The organism is Pseudomonas sp. AC193 (genome assembly GCF_979258075.1).
This window is the reverse complement of the sequence record NZ_OZ409832.1, coordinates 5,472,520-5,490,422: the sequence shown is the minus strand read 5'-3', so window position 1 is coordinate 5,490,422 and position 17,903 is coordinate 5,472,520. Positions and strand designations below refer to the sequence as shown.

Here is a 17,903-nt window from a genome sequence, read left to right as displayed (position 1 = left end):
TGTGGGAAGCAGCTGACATCGGCCCCACAGGCCTTCAACTTAGAGTTTGGTCTCCAGTCAAAAGAGGCCTTACTTGATGCCCGTTCAACACTTTTACCAACCGAAAAAACTGGCGCTGGCCATCACCCTCGCGGTGAGCTGCGCTCAATTCACACAGGCCGAAGAAGTGCCTGCCGACGTGCCAACAGCAGGCGCGCTGACGGCGCTACTCGATATTTTCATCAACGACCCCGACACTCTTAAAACGACGATCGACAAGAAGGGTTATGCCGAGCCTTTTAATGAGCGTGATGATTTGCTCATCGTCACCGGTAAAGGCAGTTTTGCAGGCCCGGTGGATGGCGCTGGCGGTGTGAATGTCCTGCAACTCGATGCGGCCAAGGGTTCGCTGGGTGAAACGCGAAACTTCGATGGACTGGAAGTCAAACAAGGTACCTGGATCCGAATTAAAGATACGCCTTCGGACTTCACCGCCGGTGTCATGGTGCGTCCGCAAGCGACGCTCACCAATGAAGGTGTGATTGCTGGACATGCCGTGGTCGAAGGCACGCTGATCAATAAAGGCGGGATCAATCAAGGGGCCTTTGTCTCCGCAGGCGGCAATCTCAACAACCGGGGAATCATCGTCGGCGCCGTCAACGTCGATGAAAAGGGTCAATTCGCCGGTGGCGGAACAACGGGCGCGTTGAATGTTCATGGATTGTTGACGGTTAATCAGGCGCTTGGCGTGCCTGTCGTCAGTGGCGATCTGAACCTGAACCCCAGTGCGACATTGGCTTACGAGGTCAAAGCGAAAGGAGTTAGCAAGACCATCGTGGTCGCCGGGACGGCCGATCTGGGTAATTCGACGTTGCAACTCACAACGGCGGGCGACTATCCAAAAAGCAGCCAGCACACGATTCTGAAAGCGGGCAAAGTTGTTGGGGAATTCGGTCGTATTGAAAACGATCTGGCGTTCATGACGCCGACGCTGAAATACGAAGAGAAACAGGTCGGGCTGACGTTTAGCCGTAATGAAGTGCCGATTGATAGCGTCGTAACTTCGGAAAATGCTGGCGAGATTGGCAAGAAAATCGATCAGGTGCTTGATGCTTCCACCACCCCGGTCACGGCGCCAGAGACGGTTCCCGTGGTGGCTGAGACGACGGTAGTGCAGGTGGAAACGCCAGTGATCGAAACGGCGATTTCAGAGGCCGTTGCAGTTCCTGAGGCGGTTGCTGTTTCGGCAGTGGCTTCTGATTTGGTTGATCCTGTTGAGGCTGTTGCTTCAGTAGAAACGAATGCTGCTGTTGAGGCTTCCACGCCAGCCGAAAACCCTGCTCCCCTCTTGGCTTCCGCACCGACCGCGACGGCATCGCCAGCTATAGCGTCTGCACCTATGACAAGCGCGGCGCCTGCCAAGGTTTCAGCACCGATCGCACCTGCTAACAAAGCCATCGTCGCCCTGCTCGGCAGTAACAGAAAAACCGCTGCTTTAGCGCTCGATCAACTCGCTGCCGGCAGCAACGCCAACCTCGCCAAAGCCACGCTGAACGCCGTTTCACCGGTCAGCGACAGCATGCTGTCGGCCATGCGTCAGCTCGACACCGATGCAACATCGGCTAAAACAGGTGACGGTAACGGCCGAGTCTGGGTTCAGGCATTAGGCAATGGCGGCAAAATTGATCGCGACACCGACAGCACCCTGAAACACTCCACCCAAGGTCTCGTTGCAGGTGCTGACTGGCGTCTCGATGAGCAATGGCATGTCGGGATCATCGGTGGTAACTCGCAGACCAAACTCGATGCGCGCCATGCCGATGGCGATCTCGACAGCTGGCATGTCGGTGCCTACGCGGTGCGTCAGGACGGCCCGCTGGCGCTGCGCCTCGGCGCCACTTATGCCAGTCATGACGGCAGCAGCAAACGTCGGGTGGCGTTCAACGGTTTTAGCGATCGCCTCAAAGGCAGCTACGACGCCGCCACCCAACAGGCCTTTGCCGAACTGGGTTACGACTTCGGCCAAGGCGATTTCACACTCGAGCCCTTCGCCAATCTCGGTTACCAGCGCTACCAGCGTGACAGTTACAGCGAAAAAGGTGGCGACGCGGCGTTGAAGGTTCACGGGCAGTCACAAAAAAACCTGAGCAGTACCTTCGGTTTGCGCATGGCAAAAACCAACAACCTCGACAACGGCATGCAACTGACGCCGCGTCTGAGTGCGGGTTGGAAACATACCTACGGCGAGCTCGACATGCACACTCGTCAGCAATTGCTTAACGGCGGGATCGGCTTCGAAATCGCTGGAGCGCAACTGGATCGCAACAGTTTGTCGCTGGATGCCGGCCTCGATCTGGCGCTGTCAGCCAGTCACACGCTGGGCATGGGCGTCACCGGCGACATCGCCTCCGACAGCCGCAATACCGGGGTGATGGGCCAATGGCGCATGGCGTTCTAACGATCTGATGGGCTGTTGTGGGAGCGGGCTTGCTCGCGAAGAGGGAGTGTCAGTCGATATTTGCTTCGAATGACACACCGCTTTCGCGAGCAAGCCCGCTCCCACAGGGTTCTGCGCCACCCGCAAATGCAACTGACAACTGAAGATCCCCTGTAGGAGTGAGCCTGCTCGCGAAAGCGGTTTTTCAGTCAAATCTTCATCAACTGATCCACCGCCATCGCGAGCAGGCTCACTCCTACAAATCACAGGCAAAAAAAGGGGAGCACATGCCCCCCCGAGGTTTAAAGCGTTGGATCGCGGCGGTTATCTCAGCCTTCGATCTCGATCAGGATTTCGCCCGGATTGACCCGATCACCCTTGGCCACATGAATCGCCGTGACCTTGCCGGCAATCGCTGCCTGGACTTCGGTTTCCATCTTCATCGCTTCGGTGATCAGCACAGCCTGGCCAGCCTTGACGGTGTCGCCTTCCTTGACCAGCACATCAACGATGTTGCCCGGCATGGTCGTGCTGACGTGGCCCGGTGCCGAAGCTTGCTTACGCTTGCTACTGCCACCGCCGACGAATTCGTTGAGCGGTTCGAACACCACTTCTTCCGGCATGCCGTCGATGGACAGGTAGAAGTGACGTTTGCCTTCCGCTTTAACACCGACACCGGTGATGTCGACGCGGTAGGTTTCGCCGTGCACGTCGATGACGAACTCGGTCGGTACACCTTCGCCACCCGCCTTGGTCACACCGCCCGCCTCAGGAATCGGCAGCAACACTTCTGGCGTGAGGGTGCCGGCGGCACGTTCTTCGAGGAACTTGCGGCCGATGTCCGGGAACATGGCGAAGGTCAGCACGTCTTCTTCCGACTTGGCCAGTGCGCCGATGTCGGCACGCAGCTTGGTCATTTCCGGCTTGAGCAGATCGGCCGGACGCACGTCGATGACTTCTTCGCTGCCGATCGCCTGACGACGCAGCTTCTCGTTGACCACGCCCGGCGCCTTGCCGTAGCCGCCTTGCAAGTAGAGCTTCACTTCGTTGGTGATGGTCTTGTAACGCTCGCCGGCCAGCACGTTGAAGAACGCCTGAGTGCCGACGATCTGCGAAGTCGGCGTCACCAGCGGCGGGAAGCCGAGGTCTTCACGCACGCGCGGGATTTCCGCGAGCACTTCGCCCATGCGGTTGAGAGCGCCCTGCTCTTTCAACTGGTTGGCGAGGTTGGAGATCATCCCGCCCGGCACCTGGTTGACTTGCACGCGGGTGTCGACGGCGGTGAATTCGCTTTCAAACTGGTGGTACTTCTTACGCACGGCGTAGAAGTACAGGCCGATCTCTTGCAGCAGTTCGAGGTTCAGACCGGTATCGAATTCGGTGCCCTTTAGCGCAGCGACCATCGACTCGGTGCCCGGGTGGCTGGTGCCTGAGGCGAAGCTGGAGATCGCGGTGTCGATGTGGTCGGCGCCGTTTTCAATTGCCTTGAGCTGGCACATGGTCGCCAGACCGGCCGTGTCGTGCGAGTGGATGAACACCGGCAGCGACTGCTCGGCTTTCAGTGCGCGAACCAGTTCGCCAGTGGCGTACGGGGTCAGCAGACCGGCCATGTCCTTGATCGCCACCGAGTCGCAACCCATGGCTTCCATTTGCTTGGCCTGGGTGACGAACGCGTCGATCGTGTGCACCGGGCTGGTGGTGTAAGCGATGGTGCCTTGGGCATGTTTGCCGGCCGCTTTCACCGCTTCGATGGCCACGCGCAGGTTACGCACGTCGTTCATCGCGTCGAAGATGCGGAACACGTCGATGCCATTGACGGCAGCTTTGGCGACGAAGGCTTTGACCACGTCGTCGCTGTAGTGACGGTAGCCCAGCAGGTTCTGCCCGCGCAGGAGCATTTGCAGACGCGTGTTAGGCAGCGCCGCGCGCAGTTGGCGCAGACGCTCCCACGGGTCTTCTTTCAGAAAGCGGACGCAGGCGTCGAACGTCGCGCCGCCCCAGCACTCCAGCGACCAATAGCCGACTTTGTCGAGCTTGTCGCAGATCGGCAGCATGTCTTCGGTGCGCATGCGGGTGGCGAGCAGCGATTGGTGAGCGTCGCGCAGGATGGTGTCGGTAACGAAGATCTTCTTAGTCATTGGTATCTCCTCATAGCGGCAAGCTTCAAGCTAAAAGCTGCAAGAAAAAGCCAATCTGCTTTTACTTGCCGCTTGCAGCTAAAAGCTCGCAGCTGTTTCATTCATAGGCCTGCGTGGGCGGCGATGGCGGCGGCGATGGCCAGGGCCAGCTCTTCGGGTTTGCGCTTGATCGAGTAGTTGGTCAGTTCAGGGTGGCTTTCAACGAAGCTGGTATTGAACTGGCCGCTACGGAATTCCGGGTTGCGCAGGATTTCCTGGTAGTACGCGGCGGTGGTCTTCACGCCTTGCAGACGCATGTCGTCCAGTGCGCGCAGGCCACGATCCATCGCCTCTTCCCAGGTCAGTGCCCAGACCACCAGTTTCAGGCACATCGAGTCGTAGAACGGCGGGATGGTGTAGCCGGTGTAGATCGCTGTATCGGTGCGCACGCCCGGGCCGCCGGGGGCGTAGTAACGGGTGATCTTGCCGAAGCTCGGCAGGAAGTTATTTTTCGGGTCTTCGGCGTTGATACGGAACTGCAACGCGAAACCACGGTGCTGAATGTCTTCCTGCTTCACCGACAGCGGCAGGCCGGAAGCGATGCGAATCTGTTCGCGGACGATGTCGATCCCGGTGATTTCTTCGGTGATGGTGTGTTCCACCTGCACCCGGGTGTTCATCTCCATGAAGTACACCTCGCCCTCGGCGAGCAGGAACTCTACGGTGCCGGCGTTCTCGTAACCCACTGCCTTGGCCGCACGCACCGACAGGTCGCCGATGTAGGCGCGCTGTTCCGGGGTCAGTTGCGGGCTCGGGGCGATTTCGATGAGCTTCTGGTTGCGACGCTGGATCGAGCAGTCACGCTCGAACAGGTGCACGACGTTGCCGAAGCTGTCGCCGAGGATCTGCGCTTCGATGTGCTTGGGATTGACGATGCATTTTTCCAGGAACACTTCGGCAGAACCGAACGCCTTGGTCGCTTCAGAAATCACCCGAGGGAAATTCTGTTCGAGTTCTTCGCGGCTGTTGCAGCGGCGGATACCACGGCCGCCACCACCGGAGGTGGCCTTGAGCATCACCGGATAACCGATGCGGTCGCCCTCGACCAAAGCTTCTTCGATGTCGGCGACGTTGCCTTCAGTGCCCGGCGTGACCGGTACGCCGGCCTTGATCATGCTGCGGCGCGCTTCGGTCTTGTCGCCCATGCGGCGAATGACTTCTGCCGACGGGCCAATGAACTTGATCCCGCGTTCGGCACAGATATCAGCCAGCTCAGCGTTTTCCGAAAGGAAACCGTAGCCGGGATGCAGGGCATCGCAACCAGTTTCCACGGCAAGGTTCACCAGCTTGCGCGGGTTCAGATAACCGGCCAGTGGCTCGGCACCGATGCTGTGGGCCTCATCCGCTCGCTTCACATGCAGCGCATGACGGTCGGCGTCGGAAAAAATCGCAACCGAGCGAATGCCCATTTCGGCGCAGGCTCGCACGATTCGTACGGCAATCTCACCACGGTTGGCGATCAGGATCTTTGTTATCACTTGGAGGTTCCCTTGAGCCGGTGGCACCACGACCTGCTAGACCCAGGTCGACGCGTGACCAAATGTTTCAATTTAGTCGCAGATCCACACTAGCGCTCATAAGGGATTAACAAAAATGAATAATAATTGGGTTAGCCATAAGTAAAGACTTATAGTTCGAACATCCACCCGCGCGCCGAGCCCGAATAAAATGCGTAAGTCCTTGATGCGTATGACATTGCGTCAGCTACAGATCTTCAACGAGGTGTGTGATTTACGCTCTTACAGCCGCGCCGCGGATGAAATGTCGCTCACCCAACCGGCGGTCAGCCTGCAAATAAAGCAGCTGGAAGAGCTGATCGGCCAGCCATTATTCGATTATGTCGGCAAAAAACTCTACATGACCGAAGCCGCTGAAGCCCTTCAGCGCGCCAGCCGGGATATTTTCGGGCGTCTGGAAAACCTCGATATGCAGCTGTCGGACATGCAGGGCTCGCTGCAGGGTCAGCTGAAACTGGCGGTGGAATCCAGCGCCAAATATTTCGTCCCGCACCTTTTTGCCGCGTTTAAACGCCAGCACCCGGAAGTGAATCTGCAACTGACCGTGGTCAACCGTGGCCAGGTCATTCGCAGGCTGTCGGACAACCGTGACGATCTGGTGATCATGTCGATGGTGCCGCAGGACATGGGCCTGGAATTTTTGCCATTCCTCAACAACCCGATTGTTGCCGTGGCGCGCCCGGATCACCCGTTGGCGCACATGGGCCCGCTGCGTTTACAGGATCTGGAACCTTACACGCTGCTGATCCGCGAGCCCGGCTCGGGTACGCGACTGGCGTGCGAAGAGTATTTCAAAGAGAAACGCGTGCACTTCACTCAGACTCAGGAAGTGGCGTCGGCCGAAGCGCAGCGTGAATGTGTGCAAGCGGGTCTGGGCCTGGCGCTGTTGACGCGCCACGCCCTGAACCTGGAGCTGGCGACTGGCGGGCTCTTCGAGCTGCCGGTCGAGGAATTGCCGCTGTTCCGTAGCTGGTGCCTGGTGCAAGCGAAAGCCAAACGCTTGTCACCGGTGGCGCACGCCTTCCTGGCGTTTATCCGCAGCGAACGCGTGCAGATCAGCGCGCTGGTTGAGCGCTTCGACGGGAAGCTGCGGGTGCCGCCTGCCAGTGAGTGATGTCGGGAAAGTCGCCGATTTCGGCTTGAAGCTGACGGAGTTCGAAGCGATCTTCGATAGCGCGGCGAAATTCCATGCGGCGCTGGTCTTCCTGCTGACGACGGGTTTTCGCGGCGCTGTTGCGTTCTTCGTAGGGCTGAGCCATTTCGAGTCTCCCAAGGCGATGACGGGAGTTTCACGATAGGCGTAGGGGATGACGGTTTGGCTTCTTGCGGATGACAGTGCGATGAATTTGCGGTGTTTTTGAGGACGCCTTCGCGAGCAGGCTCGCTCCCACATTTGATCTCGGTATGACACAGAATTTGTGTACCCCGGAGATCCCCTGTGGGAGCGAGCCTGCTCGCGATTAAGGTCGGAACGACCTTAGATGACTTCAGTCATCCAGAGCTTTGGCGGCTTTCGGAGAGAGGCGCAAACTGCGCAAACTGCGCTTCACGCTCTTGAGGTGATTAACCAGACTCGGCCCACGCGCCATTGCCACGCCCATCGCCAACACATCAATCACCACCAGGTGCGCGATACGCGAGGTCAGCGGCGTATAGATTTCAGTGTCTTCATGCACATCGATCGCCAGATTAACAGTCGATAACTCGGCCAACGGCGTCTGGCTCGGGCACAAGGTAATCAACGACGCACCGCTCTCACGCACCAGATTTGCGGTGATCAGCAAATCCTTGGAGCGCCCGGACTGGGAAATACAGATCGCCACATCGGTCGGCTTCAACGTCACCGCCGACATCGCCTGCATGTGCGGATCGGAATACGCCGCTGCGGTCAGCAACAAACGGAAGAACTTGTGCTGCGCATCCGCAGCCACCGCGCCCGAAGCGCCAAAACCATAGAACTCGACGCGCTGCGCCTGCGACATCAACGTCACCGCGCGCTGCAACTCAATCGGATCGAGCTTCTCGCGAACCTCCATCAACGTGTGCAACGTGGTGTCGAAAATCTTCAGGCTGTAATCGGCAACCGAGTCGTCTTCGTGGATCGCGAACTGGCCGAAGCTGGCACCGGCCGCAAGGCTCTGCGCTAACTTCAGTTTGAGATCCTGAAAACCGGAGCAACCGATGGCGCGACAGAAGCGCACGATGGTCGGCTCACTGATGCCGACGTTGTGGGCCAGGTCGGCCATGGAACTGTGCATCACGGCCGCAGGGTCAAGCAGCACGTGGTCGGCGACCTTGAGCTCCGACTTGCGTAACAGGTGACGTGACTGGGCGATGTGTTGCAGCAGATTCAAGGGGCTGGACTCTTCTTATGGGCAAGGATGTAGCACGCTTGTAGTTATACTACATGAATTGGCTTTTTGCCTGCTCAATGCGTAACTCCATGTCCCCATATCAGGCGCGATGGGGTGCATGTAGCCCTTAAAGCGGTTTTTCCTGATTGCGCAAAAGCCCGGCCAGACCGGCAGCCTCCACCGGACGACTGATCAGATAGCCCTGCACCTCATCGCAACGTTCGGCGCGTAAAAATTCCAGCTGATCCTGCCGTTCAACGCCCTCGGCGACCACTTTCAGCGACAGCCCGTGGGCCATGGCGATGATCGCGCGGGTAATCGCCGCATCCTCACTGCCCTCGCCCAATCCGCGTATGAACGCCTGATCGATCTTCACGTAATCCACCGGAATACGCTTGAGATAACTCAACGACGAATAGCCGGTGCCGAAGTCATCGATGGCCAGTTTCACGCCCAGATCGCGCAGCTGCTGGAAGGTCGCGATGATGTGTTCGACGCTGTCGAGCAACTGGCTTTCGGTCAGTTCCAGTTCGAGGTAGTGCGGCGCCAGACCGGTTTCCTCCAGCACCTGACGCACCAGACTGACCAGTTTGCCCTGACGCAGTTGATGCACCGAGAGGTTCACCGAAACGCGGATCGGCTCCAGACCTTGTCGCTGCCATTCGCACGCCTGCCAGCAAGCCTGACGCAGGACGAATTCTCCAATCGGCCCGATCAATCCGGTTTCCTCGGCCAGTCCGATAAAATCCCCCGGCGGCACCCGGCCCATGGTCGGGTGATCCCAGCGCACCAGCGCTTCCGCCGCGTTCAAGCGCCCCGATTCGAGGCACAGCTTCGGCTGGTAAAACACTTTGAGCTGCTTGTCCTCGATGGCTTTGCGCAGCTGGTTTTCCAGCTGCAAGCGCTCAAGGGTGCTGGCCTGCAGGCTCTCGGTGTAGAACTGGAAGTTGTTGCCGCCGAGGTGTTTGGCGTGTTGCATGGCCATGTTCGACTGGCTGACCAATGCGGAAATTTCCCGCGCGTTGTCCGGCAGCATGCTGATGCCCATCGAGGCGCTGACCACCAGTTCATGCCCTTCAACCGTCAGCGGCAAACGCAGCTTGGCCGACAATCGCGTAGCGACCCGCGCCAGACTCGACAGGTTGCCGTAAGCATCGAACAGCACCGCAAATTCATCGCCGGACAAACGCGCAATGGTGTCGGCCTCCGGCAACGCGTTGACCAGCCGCCGCGCCATCTTCTGCAACAACTGGTCAGCGACTTCATGGCCAAGACTGTCGTTGAGCAATTTGAAGCGATCCAGATTGATGTGCAGCAACGCCAGACTGCGCCGCCCCTGACGTGAACGCTGATGCGCTTCGTGCAGACGTTCGCGGAACAACGAACGGTTGGCCAACCCGGTGAGTTCGTCGTAATGGGTCAGGTAACGCATGCGCTCTTCGGATTCGCGTCGCGCGGAGAGATCGGCGAAGAAGCCGACGATATGGCTGACATTACCGCGACTGTCGCGCACCGCATTCAATTGCAGCCACTGCGGATACAGCTCGCCGTTCTTGCGCGTCTCGACCAACTCACCCTGCCAACTGCCGTGCTGCTCCAGTGCATGACGGATCGCCACATAATGACGCCGCGCATCACGGCTGCACGGCAGCTCGACGACGTTGCGCCCAAGCATGTCGTCGATGTCGTAACCGGTGACACGACTGAACGCCTGATTGATCGCGATCAGCGCGTAGTTTGGGTCGAGAATGACGATGCCTTCGCTGGCCGCTTCAAAAACCGTCGCCGCCAGGCGTTGCTGTTCTTCGAGGCTTTTGCTGACGCTGATGTCGCGGCGGGTGCCGACCATGCGGATCACGCGTCCGCTGTCACTGCGCTCCACCGCGCGGCCACGGTCTTCGATCCACACCCAATGACCGTCGCCATGACGCACGCGGTACTCAATCTGATAATCCTCTGTGCGACCCTTTAAATGCTCGGTCAGCGCGAGTTTGAGGTTGGGCACGTCTTCGGGGTGCAATCGCGGCTTGAGATCGCGCAGCAACGCCGTGACGTATTCCGGGGCGAGGCCGAACAGTTCCTGAATCTGCGTGTGATGGACTTCGTCGGTTTGCAGGTTCCAGTCCCACAACCCCAGCTCACTGGCCTTCAACGCCAGCGCCAGCCGCGCTTCGCTTTTGCTCAGGGCCTGATTGGCGGCGTCCAGTTCGCGGCTGCGCTGGGCAACACGATCCTCAAGGGCGACCTGGGCTTCACGCAACTTGCCCTCGGCACAACGCCGGTGGTCGATCTCCTTGGCCAGTTCCTGATTGAGTTGCTCGCTACGGGATTGGGTCTGTTGCAGGTGTTCAATGAGGTGCTGATTCTGAAAGCGCCGCAGCAAGCCGCGGTCGATCAGCCGATTGACCTGCCACGCCACCACACTCAGCGAGCCGAGCAAGATCAACCCGAGCCAGCCCCAACCGCGCGCCTGCTCGTCGCCGCCCCAAAACAGATAGCCGATCGCTGGCAACAGACACGGCAAAGTGAAGGACAAAAACGCGGGCAGACTCACCGCGTACGCGACACTGGCCGACAACGTCGCGGCGCCAATCAGGCCGAACACCCAGGCTTGCTGCATGAAGTTGTCGGCGGGCACCAGAGCGATGCCGGCGCCGGCGAGCGTCAGGCCGGTCATCGTTGAGCCGAGCAGGAACATTCGCCGCCAGATCGGCTGCGCCTGTCGATTGGGAATGGCGGAATCGAACGCGGCCACTTGGATCACCCGCAGGGCAACCAGCGAAAGCAACCAGACCAGCCAAATACTGACCACGAAGTAGCGCTGCGGGCTCCAGAGCAAACCGGCGCAGACCAGACCATTGATCAACATGAACAGCGTGGGCAATAAAGAACCCTGATACAGCAGGCGCGTGCGCTCGACCGCCATCTCGGTGGCGTAGTGCTTGCGGATAACCCGGGGTTCCACGGAGGGGCCCGACAGTTCGGAGCTGAGGGTCATGGGCAACGTTCTTGTTCTTATAAGGAGGGCGTGCGCCCGAAACGTGGACGGAGCATACACAAGCCGATCAACTTGCCAAACCACGCCAGATCATAATTTGCGCAAAACTTTTCCCCCTCAGGCACCGTTGAAACCCGCAGAGCCAAGCGGGCCAACGGCTGTCGCCGGTGACCGACCGGTCGTCATTGGCAGCACTTTCATCGGCTAATGCAAAGCTCGGTTTGCCCGGGCCTGCGGCGCACCCTAGAATGCCCCGATGCGCGATGATCTCTCCCTTCTGCTGAACTCCCTCAACGATGCCCAACGCCAGGCTGTAGCAGCCTCCGTTGGCCGTCAGTTGGTCCTGGCCGGTGCTGGCTCCGGTAAAACCCGAGTGCTGGTGCACCGTATCGCCTGGTTGATCCAGGTCGAAAACGCCTCGCCCCACTCCATTCTGTCGGTGACCTTCACCAACAAGGCCGCTGCCGAGATGCGTCACCGCATCGAGCAGTTGCTGGGGATCAACCCGGCCGGCATGTGGGTCGGCACCTTCCACGGCCTCGCGCACCGCTTGTTGCGGGCGCACTGGCAGGAAGCGGGCTTGAGCCAGACCTTCCAGATTCTCGACAGCGACGACCAGCAACGGCTGGTCAAGCGGGTGATCCGCGAGCTGGGTCTCGACGAGCAACGCTGGCCGGCCCGTCAGGCGCAGTGGTTCATCAACGGCCAGAAAGACGAAGGTCTGCGGCCGCAACATATTCAGGCCAGTGGCGATTTGTACCTGGCGACCATGCGCAGCATTTACGAAGCCTACGAGGCGGCGTGCCTGCGCGCCGGTGTAATCGACTTCTCCGAACTGCTGCTGCGCGCCCTCGACCTGTGGCGCGATCATCCGGGCCTGCTGGCGCATTATCAAAAGCGCTTCCGCCATATTCTGGTGGACGAGTTCCAGGACACCAACGCCGTGCAGTACGCCTGGTTGCGCCTGCTTGGCAAGGGCGGCGACAGCCTGATGGTGGTCGGCGACGACGACCAGTCGATTTACGGCTGGCGCGGCGCGAAGATCGAGAACATTCATCAGTACTCGTCCGACTTCGCCGATTCGGTGACCATTCGTCTCGAGCAGAATTACCGCTCCACCGCAGGCATCCTCAAAGCTGCCAACGCCTTGATCGCCAACAACACCGGGCGCCTCGGCAAAGAGCTGTGGACGGACGGCGGCGATGGCGAGGCGATCAATCTGTACGCAGCGTTTAATGAACACGACGAAGCACGCTACGTTGTCGAAACCATTGAAAGCGCGCTGAAAACCGGCCTTGCTCGTAGCGATATCGCGATTCTCTATCGCTCCAACGCCCAATCGCGCGTTTTGGAAGAAGCCTTGCTGCGCGAGCGTATTCCGTATCGCATCTATGGCGGTCAGCGCTTCTTCGAGCGTGCGGAAATCAAGAACGCCATGGCGTACCTGCGTTTGCTCGAAGGTCGCGGTAACGACGCGGCGCTGGAACGGGTGATCAACGTTCCGGCCCGTGGCATCGGCGAGAAAACCGTCGAAGCCATCCGCGAGCACGCACGTCACAGCGATGTGTCGATGTGGGAAGCGATGCGCCTGCTGGTCGCCAATAAAGGCCTGACCGGTCGCGCAGCAGGTGCGCTGGGTGCGTTTATCGAGCTGATCGAGAACCTCGCCGCCAAGTGCGCCGAGATGCCGCTGCACTTGATGACGCAAACCGTCATCGAGCAATCCGGCCTCATCGCTTATCACGAAGCGGAAAAAGGCGAAAAGGGCCAGGCTCGGGTAGAAAACCTTGAGGAACTGGTCAGCGCCGCGCGCAACTTCGAGAACAACGAAGAAGACGAAGAGCTGACGCCACTGGCGGCATTCCTCGGCCACGCTTCGCTGGAGGCCGGCGACACCCAGGCCGACGAGCACGAAGACAGCATTCAGTTGATGACGCTGCACAGCGCCAAAGGCCTGGAATTCCCTTACGTGTTCCTCGTGGGCATGGAAGAAGGCCTGTTCCCGCACAAGATGAGCCTGGAAGAACCGGGGCGTCTTGAGGAAGAACGCCGTCTGGCTTACGTCGGCATCACCCGGGCGATGCAGAATCTGGTGATGACCTACGCGGAAACTCGCCGCTTGTACGGGAGCGAAACCTACAACAAGGTCTCGCGTTTCGTACGCGAAGTGCCGAAGGGTCTGATTCAGGAAGTCCGTTTGTCGAACAGCGTCAGCCGACCGTTCGGCGGCAATCAGTCGATGAGTGGTAGCAACCTGTTCGCCGGCAGTGAAATTCCGGAAACCGGGTTGAGTCTGGGTCAGGCGGTACGCCATTCGATCTTTGGTGAGGGCGTGATCCTCAACTTCGAAGGCGCCGGCGCGCAGGCGCGGGTGCAGGTAAACTTCAGCGAAGGCAGCAAGTGGCTGATGCTCGGCTACGCCAAGCTGGAAGCTATCTAAAAGCAAAAAAATCGCAGCCTGCGGCAGCTCCTACAAGAGATTATGTGTATCTGTAGGAGCTGCCGAAGGCTGCGATCTTTTGATTTTCAATATTCCCGGAACAGGACAGTGCAAATGGGCTCAGGCTTCTTTTCTTCCTGGACATTCTGGGCCCTGCTCTCGGCCACGTTCGCCGCGCTGACGGCGATCTTCGCCAAAATCGGCATCGAAAACGTCAATTCCGACTTCGCCACGTTACTGCGCACCATCGTGGTACTCGTCAGTCTGGCCTTGATTTTGTACGCAACGGGCCAATATCAGTCATTGGGATCGATCTCCGCCAAGAGCTATCTATTCCTCTTACTGTCCGGTCTGGGCACCGGCGCGTCGTGGCTGTGCTATTTCCGTGCGCTGAAAGTCGGCCCGGCTTCGCTGGTAGCACCGGTGGATAAACTCAGCGTGGTGCTGGTGGCGGTGCTCGGCGTGATCCTGCTGGGCGAGAAACTCGACCTGCGCCAATGGGGCGGCATCGGCCTGATAACGGCGGGTGTGGTGATGTTGGCGTTTCGTCGCTAAGGCAATTTCGCACTGAACCTGTCGCCGATTCCTACAGCCGAAAGTACACAGCCTTATTGCCTCGACGAAGCTGAACGCAACCTGTCAGGCAAAAGCCCGAAACACTCTCTCGCTAGCCAGTAACACTTCAGCTGTGCAACATGGCGCGCGTGTCTCCACAAACGGGAAATCCCTTTATGAAACGTTTTCTTAGCATCGCCATGGCGTTGTGCATCGGCCTGACGATGAGCCTCGACGCCAACGCCAAGCGCTTTGGTGGTGGCAAAAGCGCCGGCGCTGCGCCGTCGCACCAGACCAGCCAGATGGCTCCTTCTTCTCCAGGCATGGGCGGCGCTGCGGCGACCGCTGGTGCTGCCGGTGCCGCAGGCGCTGCGGCCAAGGCCGGCGGTGCTTCGAAATGGCTCGGCCCACTGGCCGGTATCGCTGCCGGTGGTCTGCTCGCTTCCATGTTCATGGGCGGCGGCTTCCAGGGCATGCAGATCTTCGACATCCTGATCATGGCCGTGATCGCGTTCGTGATCTTCCGCTTCATCGCCGCACGTCGACGCAAGCAGCAGGAGCACCTGGCTCCGGCCGGCGCGCCAATGCAGCGTGAAGTGTTCGAGCAGAAGCCTGCGGCCATGGGTTCGATCTTCGGTGGTTCGGCTGCACCTGCTGCCGCCCGTCCGGTGATCAACGCGCCAGCCTGGTTCAACGAGCAGAGCTTCCTTGAAGCTGCACGCAGCCACTTCCAGTCGCTGCAGCAGCACTGGGACGCCAACGAAATGGACAAGATCGCCGAGTTCGTGACCCCGCAAATGCTCGAGTTCCTCAAGCGTGAGCGTGCAGATCTGGGCGACGCGTTCCAGTCGACCTACATCGACAACCTCCAGGTGCAACTGGATGGCGTCGATGACCGTGCCGACAAGACCATCGCCACCCTGACCTTCAACGGTGTGTCGAAGTCCTCGCGTTTCGATCAGGGCGAAGTGTTCAGCGAAAGCTGGAACATGGAACGTCCGCAGGGCGAGAACCAGCCGTGGCTGGTCGCCGGTATCCGCCAGAACGGCTGATCCCCTCGCGCGTTTCACTTGCTGTAATAAAAAACCCCAGCCTCGGCTGGGGTTTTCTATTTCGCGGTTGCATCTATAGCGAGCTACTGTATAAACCGGCCCATATAAACCGCGCCATTCAAGCAAGAGGATCCCGGACGTGGAAGAAATCATCGAACAACTGCGCGAAGCCAACGAACCCGTACCGGTTCCATTGGAGTTGCCTGACGAAGACCAACTGGTGGAAGTCGAAGAAGAACTCTTCATCAACATCCCGTTTGTCTTCAAAGAATTTTTGCTGACCGTCAGCGATGTGGTCTACGGCAGCCTGGAGCCAGTAACTGTCACCGACCCGCAGTCGCACACCTATTTGCCGGATGTTGCGGCCAATGCGTGGGACATCGGCGTACCGCGTGACCTCATCCCGATCTGCCAGGACGGTGAGAACTACTACTGCGTTGAGGAAGACGGCACCGTGGTGCTGTGGTCGGGCGAAGAAGAGCTGATCACCGAAGAGTCCTGGGAATCGGTATGGCACTGGGCGCGGGACGTCTGGCTGGAAAGCTGATCGGCCAGCCGCCCCGGCCGGTCAATGCCCCGACGACTCTTTGTGGTTGTCGAGGGTTTCCAGCAGCGCCACCTGCATCCGCGTGTGCACGCGGATGAACCAGCGCCAGAGCAGCGCCGCCACGGCGGCCGCGACCACGGCGATGAGCATCAGCAACTTGTTGGTCGGCAAAATACTGGCCGACAAGGCTGACAACAGCAGGAAAATCACCAGCAGCGAGAGAATCGGGATCACTTCGGCGATCACCCGGCGCACTCGCTGTGTGTGACGCCCGGCCATCTCGGGCTTCACGCCCATCTCCGCCAGTAGCATCGACAGCGCCTTGAGCTTGCGATACGCGGCGATCAAGAACGGCAACGACACCAGCAACGCCCCGCCCCAGATCAACGCCTTCTGCCAGCTCGGATCGGCGATCCAGTCCTGCAGCCAGGTCGAAAGGCGTTCAGCGAAGAATGCGCCGGTAAAGAAAATCGCGATCACCAGCGCTAGATTGACCCCGACTTGCAGCAGGATCTTGCGAATAATCGACGCCAGCATCGCGCCCTCGCCTTGCGGCTGAATGCTGCGCAGCCATTCACCATACATCCCCAGTACGCGTGCAAGACGCTTGGGCATCGCGCTCGACAGCTTGATCGACAGCGGATCCGCCGCGCGAATCAGGTACGGGGTCAGCAACGTGGTGATCACCGAAACGGCCACGGCCACTGGATAGAGGAAGTTGCTGGTGACCTGCAAGGTCATGCCCAGCGCAGCGATGATGAAGGAAAATTCGCCAATCTGTGAAAGACCCATGCCCACGCGCAGTGAGGTGCGTCCGTCATTGCCAGCGATAAAAGCGCCGAGGCCGCAGGAAAGCATCTTGCCGAGCACCACGGCGACCGTAATGACCGCGATCGGCCACGCGTATTGCAGCAGAATCATCGGATCAAGCATCAGGCCGATGGCGACGAAGAAGATTGCGCTGAACAGGTCGCGAACCGGCTCGATCAGCCGTTCGATTTTCAGCAATTGCCGCGATTCAGCCATGATCGCGCCGATCAGGAATGCGCCGAGCACCATGCTGTATTCAAGTTTGACCACCAGCAGGCAGAAGCCGAAACACAGGCCGAGCACGGTGATCAGCAGCATCTCGTTGCTTTCGAATTTGGCCACATAAGCCAGCAGGCGCGGCACCAACAGAATGCCGATGACCAGCGCGACGATCATGAACAGCGAGAGCTTGCCGACCGTGGAGAACACTTCGCCGGAGCTGACCGTGCCGCTGACGGCGATACTGGATAGCAGCGCAATGATGCCAATGCCGAGGATGTCTTCGACGATCAGCACGCCGAAGATCAGCTGCGCAAAGCGCTCGTTCTTCATCTTCAGATCGTTGAGCGCCTTGACGATGATGGTGGTCGAGGAGATCGCCAGAATCGCGCCGAGGAATAGCGAATCCATGGTGTTCCAGTCGAACCAGCGGCCGATTTCGTAGCCGATCCAGATCATCAGGACGATTTCGAGAAACGCCGCGATAAACGCCGTCGCGCCGACCTTGAACAACTTGCGCAGGCTGAACTCCAGCCCGAGGCAGAACATCAGGAAAATCACCCCAAGCTCGGCGAGGGTCTTGATGGTTTCTTCGTCGTGGATCAGGCCGAACGGCGGCGTGTGCGGGCCAATGATGAAACCGGCTACGATGTAGCCGAGCACCACCGGTTGCTTGAAGCGGTGGAACAACACGGTCACCACACCCGCGACCAACATGATCACTGCCAGATCCTGAATAAAACTGATGGCATGCATGGCGTGGGCTCCTTGAAGGACGAGGCTCGCAGTCAGACGTCAGAAAAGTCTGAGCGAGCGAA

Annotated in this window: 12 protein-coding genes; 6 read left to right on the top strand and 6 right to left on the bottom strand. The window is 59.3% G+C overall.

The genetic code is table 11. From position 1 onward, the window contains the following. The first annotated feature begins 76 nt into the window (after window positions 1–76). Entirely contained in the window at window positions 77–2,437 is a 2,361-nt protein-coding gene (locus ACZZ0D_RS24620; RefSeq protein WP_463554508.1) for an autotransporter family protein, read from the top strand. 308 nt (window positions 2,438–2,745) lie between these two features. Here the strand turns inward: ACZZ0D_RS24620 and oadA are convergent, their stop codons facing one another. Together oadA and ACZZ0D_RS24610 are read right to left on the bottom strand one after the other, a co-directional pair. Continuing rightward, window positions 2,746–4,554, bottom strand: coding sequence for a sodium-extruding oxaloacetate decarboxylase subunit alpha (oadA, locus tag ACZZ0D_RS24615; protein WP_159813191.1), 1,809 nt, complete (start codon window positions 4,552–4,554; stop codon window positions 2,746–2,748). 101 nt (window positions 4,555–4,655) lie between these two features. Further along, a complete protein-coding gene (locus ACZZ0D_RS24610) occupies window positions 4,656–6,071 on the bottom strand; it encodes an acetyl-CoA carboxylase biotin carboxylase subunit (RefSeq protein WP_053125176.1) in 1,416 nt (471 codons plus the stop codon). Between the two features lie 190 nt (window positions 6,072–6,261). Between ACZZ0D_RS24610 and ACZZ0D_RS24605 the strand changes: the two genes are divergently transcribed. Beyond that, window positions 6,262–7,224 carry a LysR family transcriptional regulator gene (locus ACZZ0D_RS24605; RefSeq protein ID WP_463554507.1) on the top strand — a complete coding sequence of 321 codons (963 nt, stop codon included), beginning with the start codon at window positions 6,262–6,264 and terminating at the stop codon, window positions 7,222–7,224. Here ACZZ0D_RS24605 and ACZZ0D_RS24600 read toward each other — a convergent pair. The 3 genes from ACZZ0D_RS24600 to ACZZ0D_RS24590 all read right to left on the bottom strand — a co-directional run bounded on the left by ACZZ0D_RS24600 (window position 7,166) and on the right by ACZZ0D_RS24590 (window position 11,462). Next, window positions 7,166–7,369 (bottom strand): PA3496 family putative envelope integrity protein, encoded by a 204-nt coding sequence (locus tag ACZZ0D_RS24600; protein ID WP_077575111.1) that lies wholly within the window; start codon window positions 7,367–7,369, stop codon window positions 7,166–7,168. The genes ACZZ0D_RS24605 and ACZZ0D_RS24600 overlap by 59 nt on opposite strands. A 228-nt stretch (window positions 7,370–7,597) precedes the next feature. Further along, entirely contained in the window at window positions 7,598–8,464 is an 867-nt protein-coding gene (gene hexR, locus ACZZ0D_RS24595) for a transcriptional regulator HexR (protein WP_053125183.1), read from the bottom strand. 127 nt (window positions 8,465–8,591) lie between these two features. Next, on the bottom strand, window positions 8,592–11,462 hold the full coding sequence (locus ACZZ0D_RS24590) for a putative bifunctional diguanylate cyclase/phosphodiesterase (RefSeq protein WP_159813195.1): 2,871 nt from the start codon (window positions 11,460–11,462) through the stop codon (window positions 8,592–8,594). A gap of 256 nt (window positions 11,463–11,718) precedes the next feature. Here ACZZ0D_RS24590 and uvrD point away from each other — a divergent pair, with 256 nt between their 5' ends. From uvrD to ACZZ0D_RS24570, 4 genes are all read left to right on the top strand, one after another. Beyond that, window positions 11,719–13,902, top strand: coding sequence for a DNA helicase II (gene uvrD, locus ACZZ0D_RS24585; RefSeq protein ID WP_053125187.1), 2,184 nt, complete (start codon window positions 11,719–11,721; stop codon window positions 13,900–13,902). Window positions 13,903–14,016: 114 nt separating this feature from the next. Beyond that, on the top strand, window positions 14,017–14,457 hold the full coding sequence (locus ACZZ0D_RS24580; protein ID WP_249483189.1) for an EamA family transporter: 441 nt from the start codon (window positions 14,017–14,019) through the stop codon (window positions 14,455–14,457). Window positions 14,458–14,633: 176 nt separating this feature from the next. Then, on the top strand, window positions 14,634–15,509 hold the full coding sequence (locus ACZZ0D_RS24575; protein WP_463554506.1) for a Tim44 domain-containing protein: 876 nt from the start codon (window positions 14,634–14,636) through the stop codon (window positions 15,507–15,509). 139 nt (window positions 15,510–15,648) lie between these two features. Next, window positions 15,649–16,056, top strand: a complete 408-nt coding sequence (locus tag ACZZ0D_RS24570; RefSeq protein ID WP_008078852.1) for an SMI1/KNR4 family protein — start codon at window positions 15,649–15,651, stop codon at window positions 16,054–16,056. A 21-nt stretch (window positions 16,057–16,077) separates the two neighbouring features. Here the strand turns inward: ACZZ0D_RS24570 and ACZZ0D_RS24565 are convergent, their stop codons facing one another. Then, window positions 16,078–17,841, bottom strand: a complete 1,764-nt coding sequence (locus ACZZ0D_RS24565) for a cation:proton antiporter (RefSeq protein WP_463554505.1) — start codon at window positions 17,839–17,841, stop codon at window positions 16,078–16,080. Between the last annotated feature and the right edge of the window lie 62 nt (window positions 17,842–17,903).

Excerpts from the sequence above, each read along its gene's own strand:
- ACZZ0D_RS24580 (WP_249483189.1), top strand. The coding sequence starts at position 14,017 with ATGGGCTCAGGCTTCTTTTCTTCCTGGACATTCTGGGCCCTGCTCTCG.
- ACZZ0D_RS24620 (WP_463554508.1), top strand. The coding sequence starts at position 77 with ATGCCCGTTCAACACTTTTACCAACCGAAAAAACTGGCGCTGGCCATC.
- uvrD (WP_053125187.1), top strand. The coding sequence starts at position 11,719 with ATGCGCGATGATCTCTCCCTTCTGCTGAACTCCCTCAACGATGCCCAA.
- ACZZ0D_RS24600 (WP_077575111.1), bottom strand. The coding sequence starts at position 7,369 with ATGGCTCAGCCCTACGAAGAACGCAACAGCGCCGCGAAAACCCGTCGT.
- ACZZ0D_RS24590 (WP_159813195.1), bottom strand. The coding sequence starts at position 11,462 with ATGACCCTCAGCTCCGAACTGTCGGGCCCCTCCGTGGAACCCCGGGTT.
- oadA (WP_159813191.1), bottom strand. The coding sequence starts at position 4,554 with ATGACTAAGAAGATCTTCGTTACCGACACCATCCTGCGCGACGCTCAC.
- ACZZ0D_RS24605 (WP_463554507.1), top strand. The coding sequence starts at position 6,262 with ATGCGTAAGTCCTTGATGCGTATGACATTGCGTCAGCTACAGATCTTC.
- ACZZ0D_RS24565 (WP_463554505.1), bottom strand. The coding sequence starts at position 17,841 with ATGCATGCCATCAGTTTTATTCAGGATCTGGCAGTGATCATGTTGGTC.
- ACZZ0D_RS24575 (WP_463554506.1), top strand. The coding sequence starts at position 14,634 with ATGAAACGTTTTCTTAGCATCGCCATGGCGTTGTGCATCGGCCTGACG.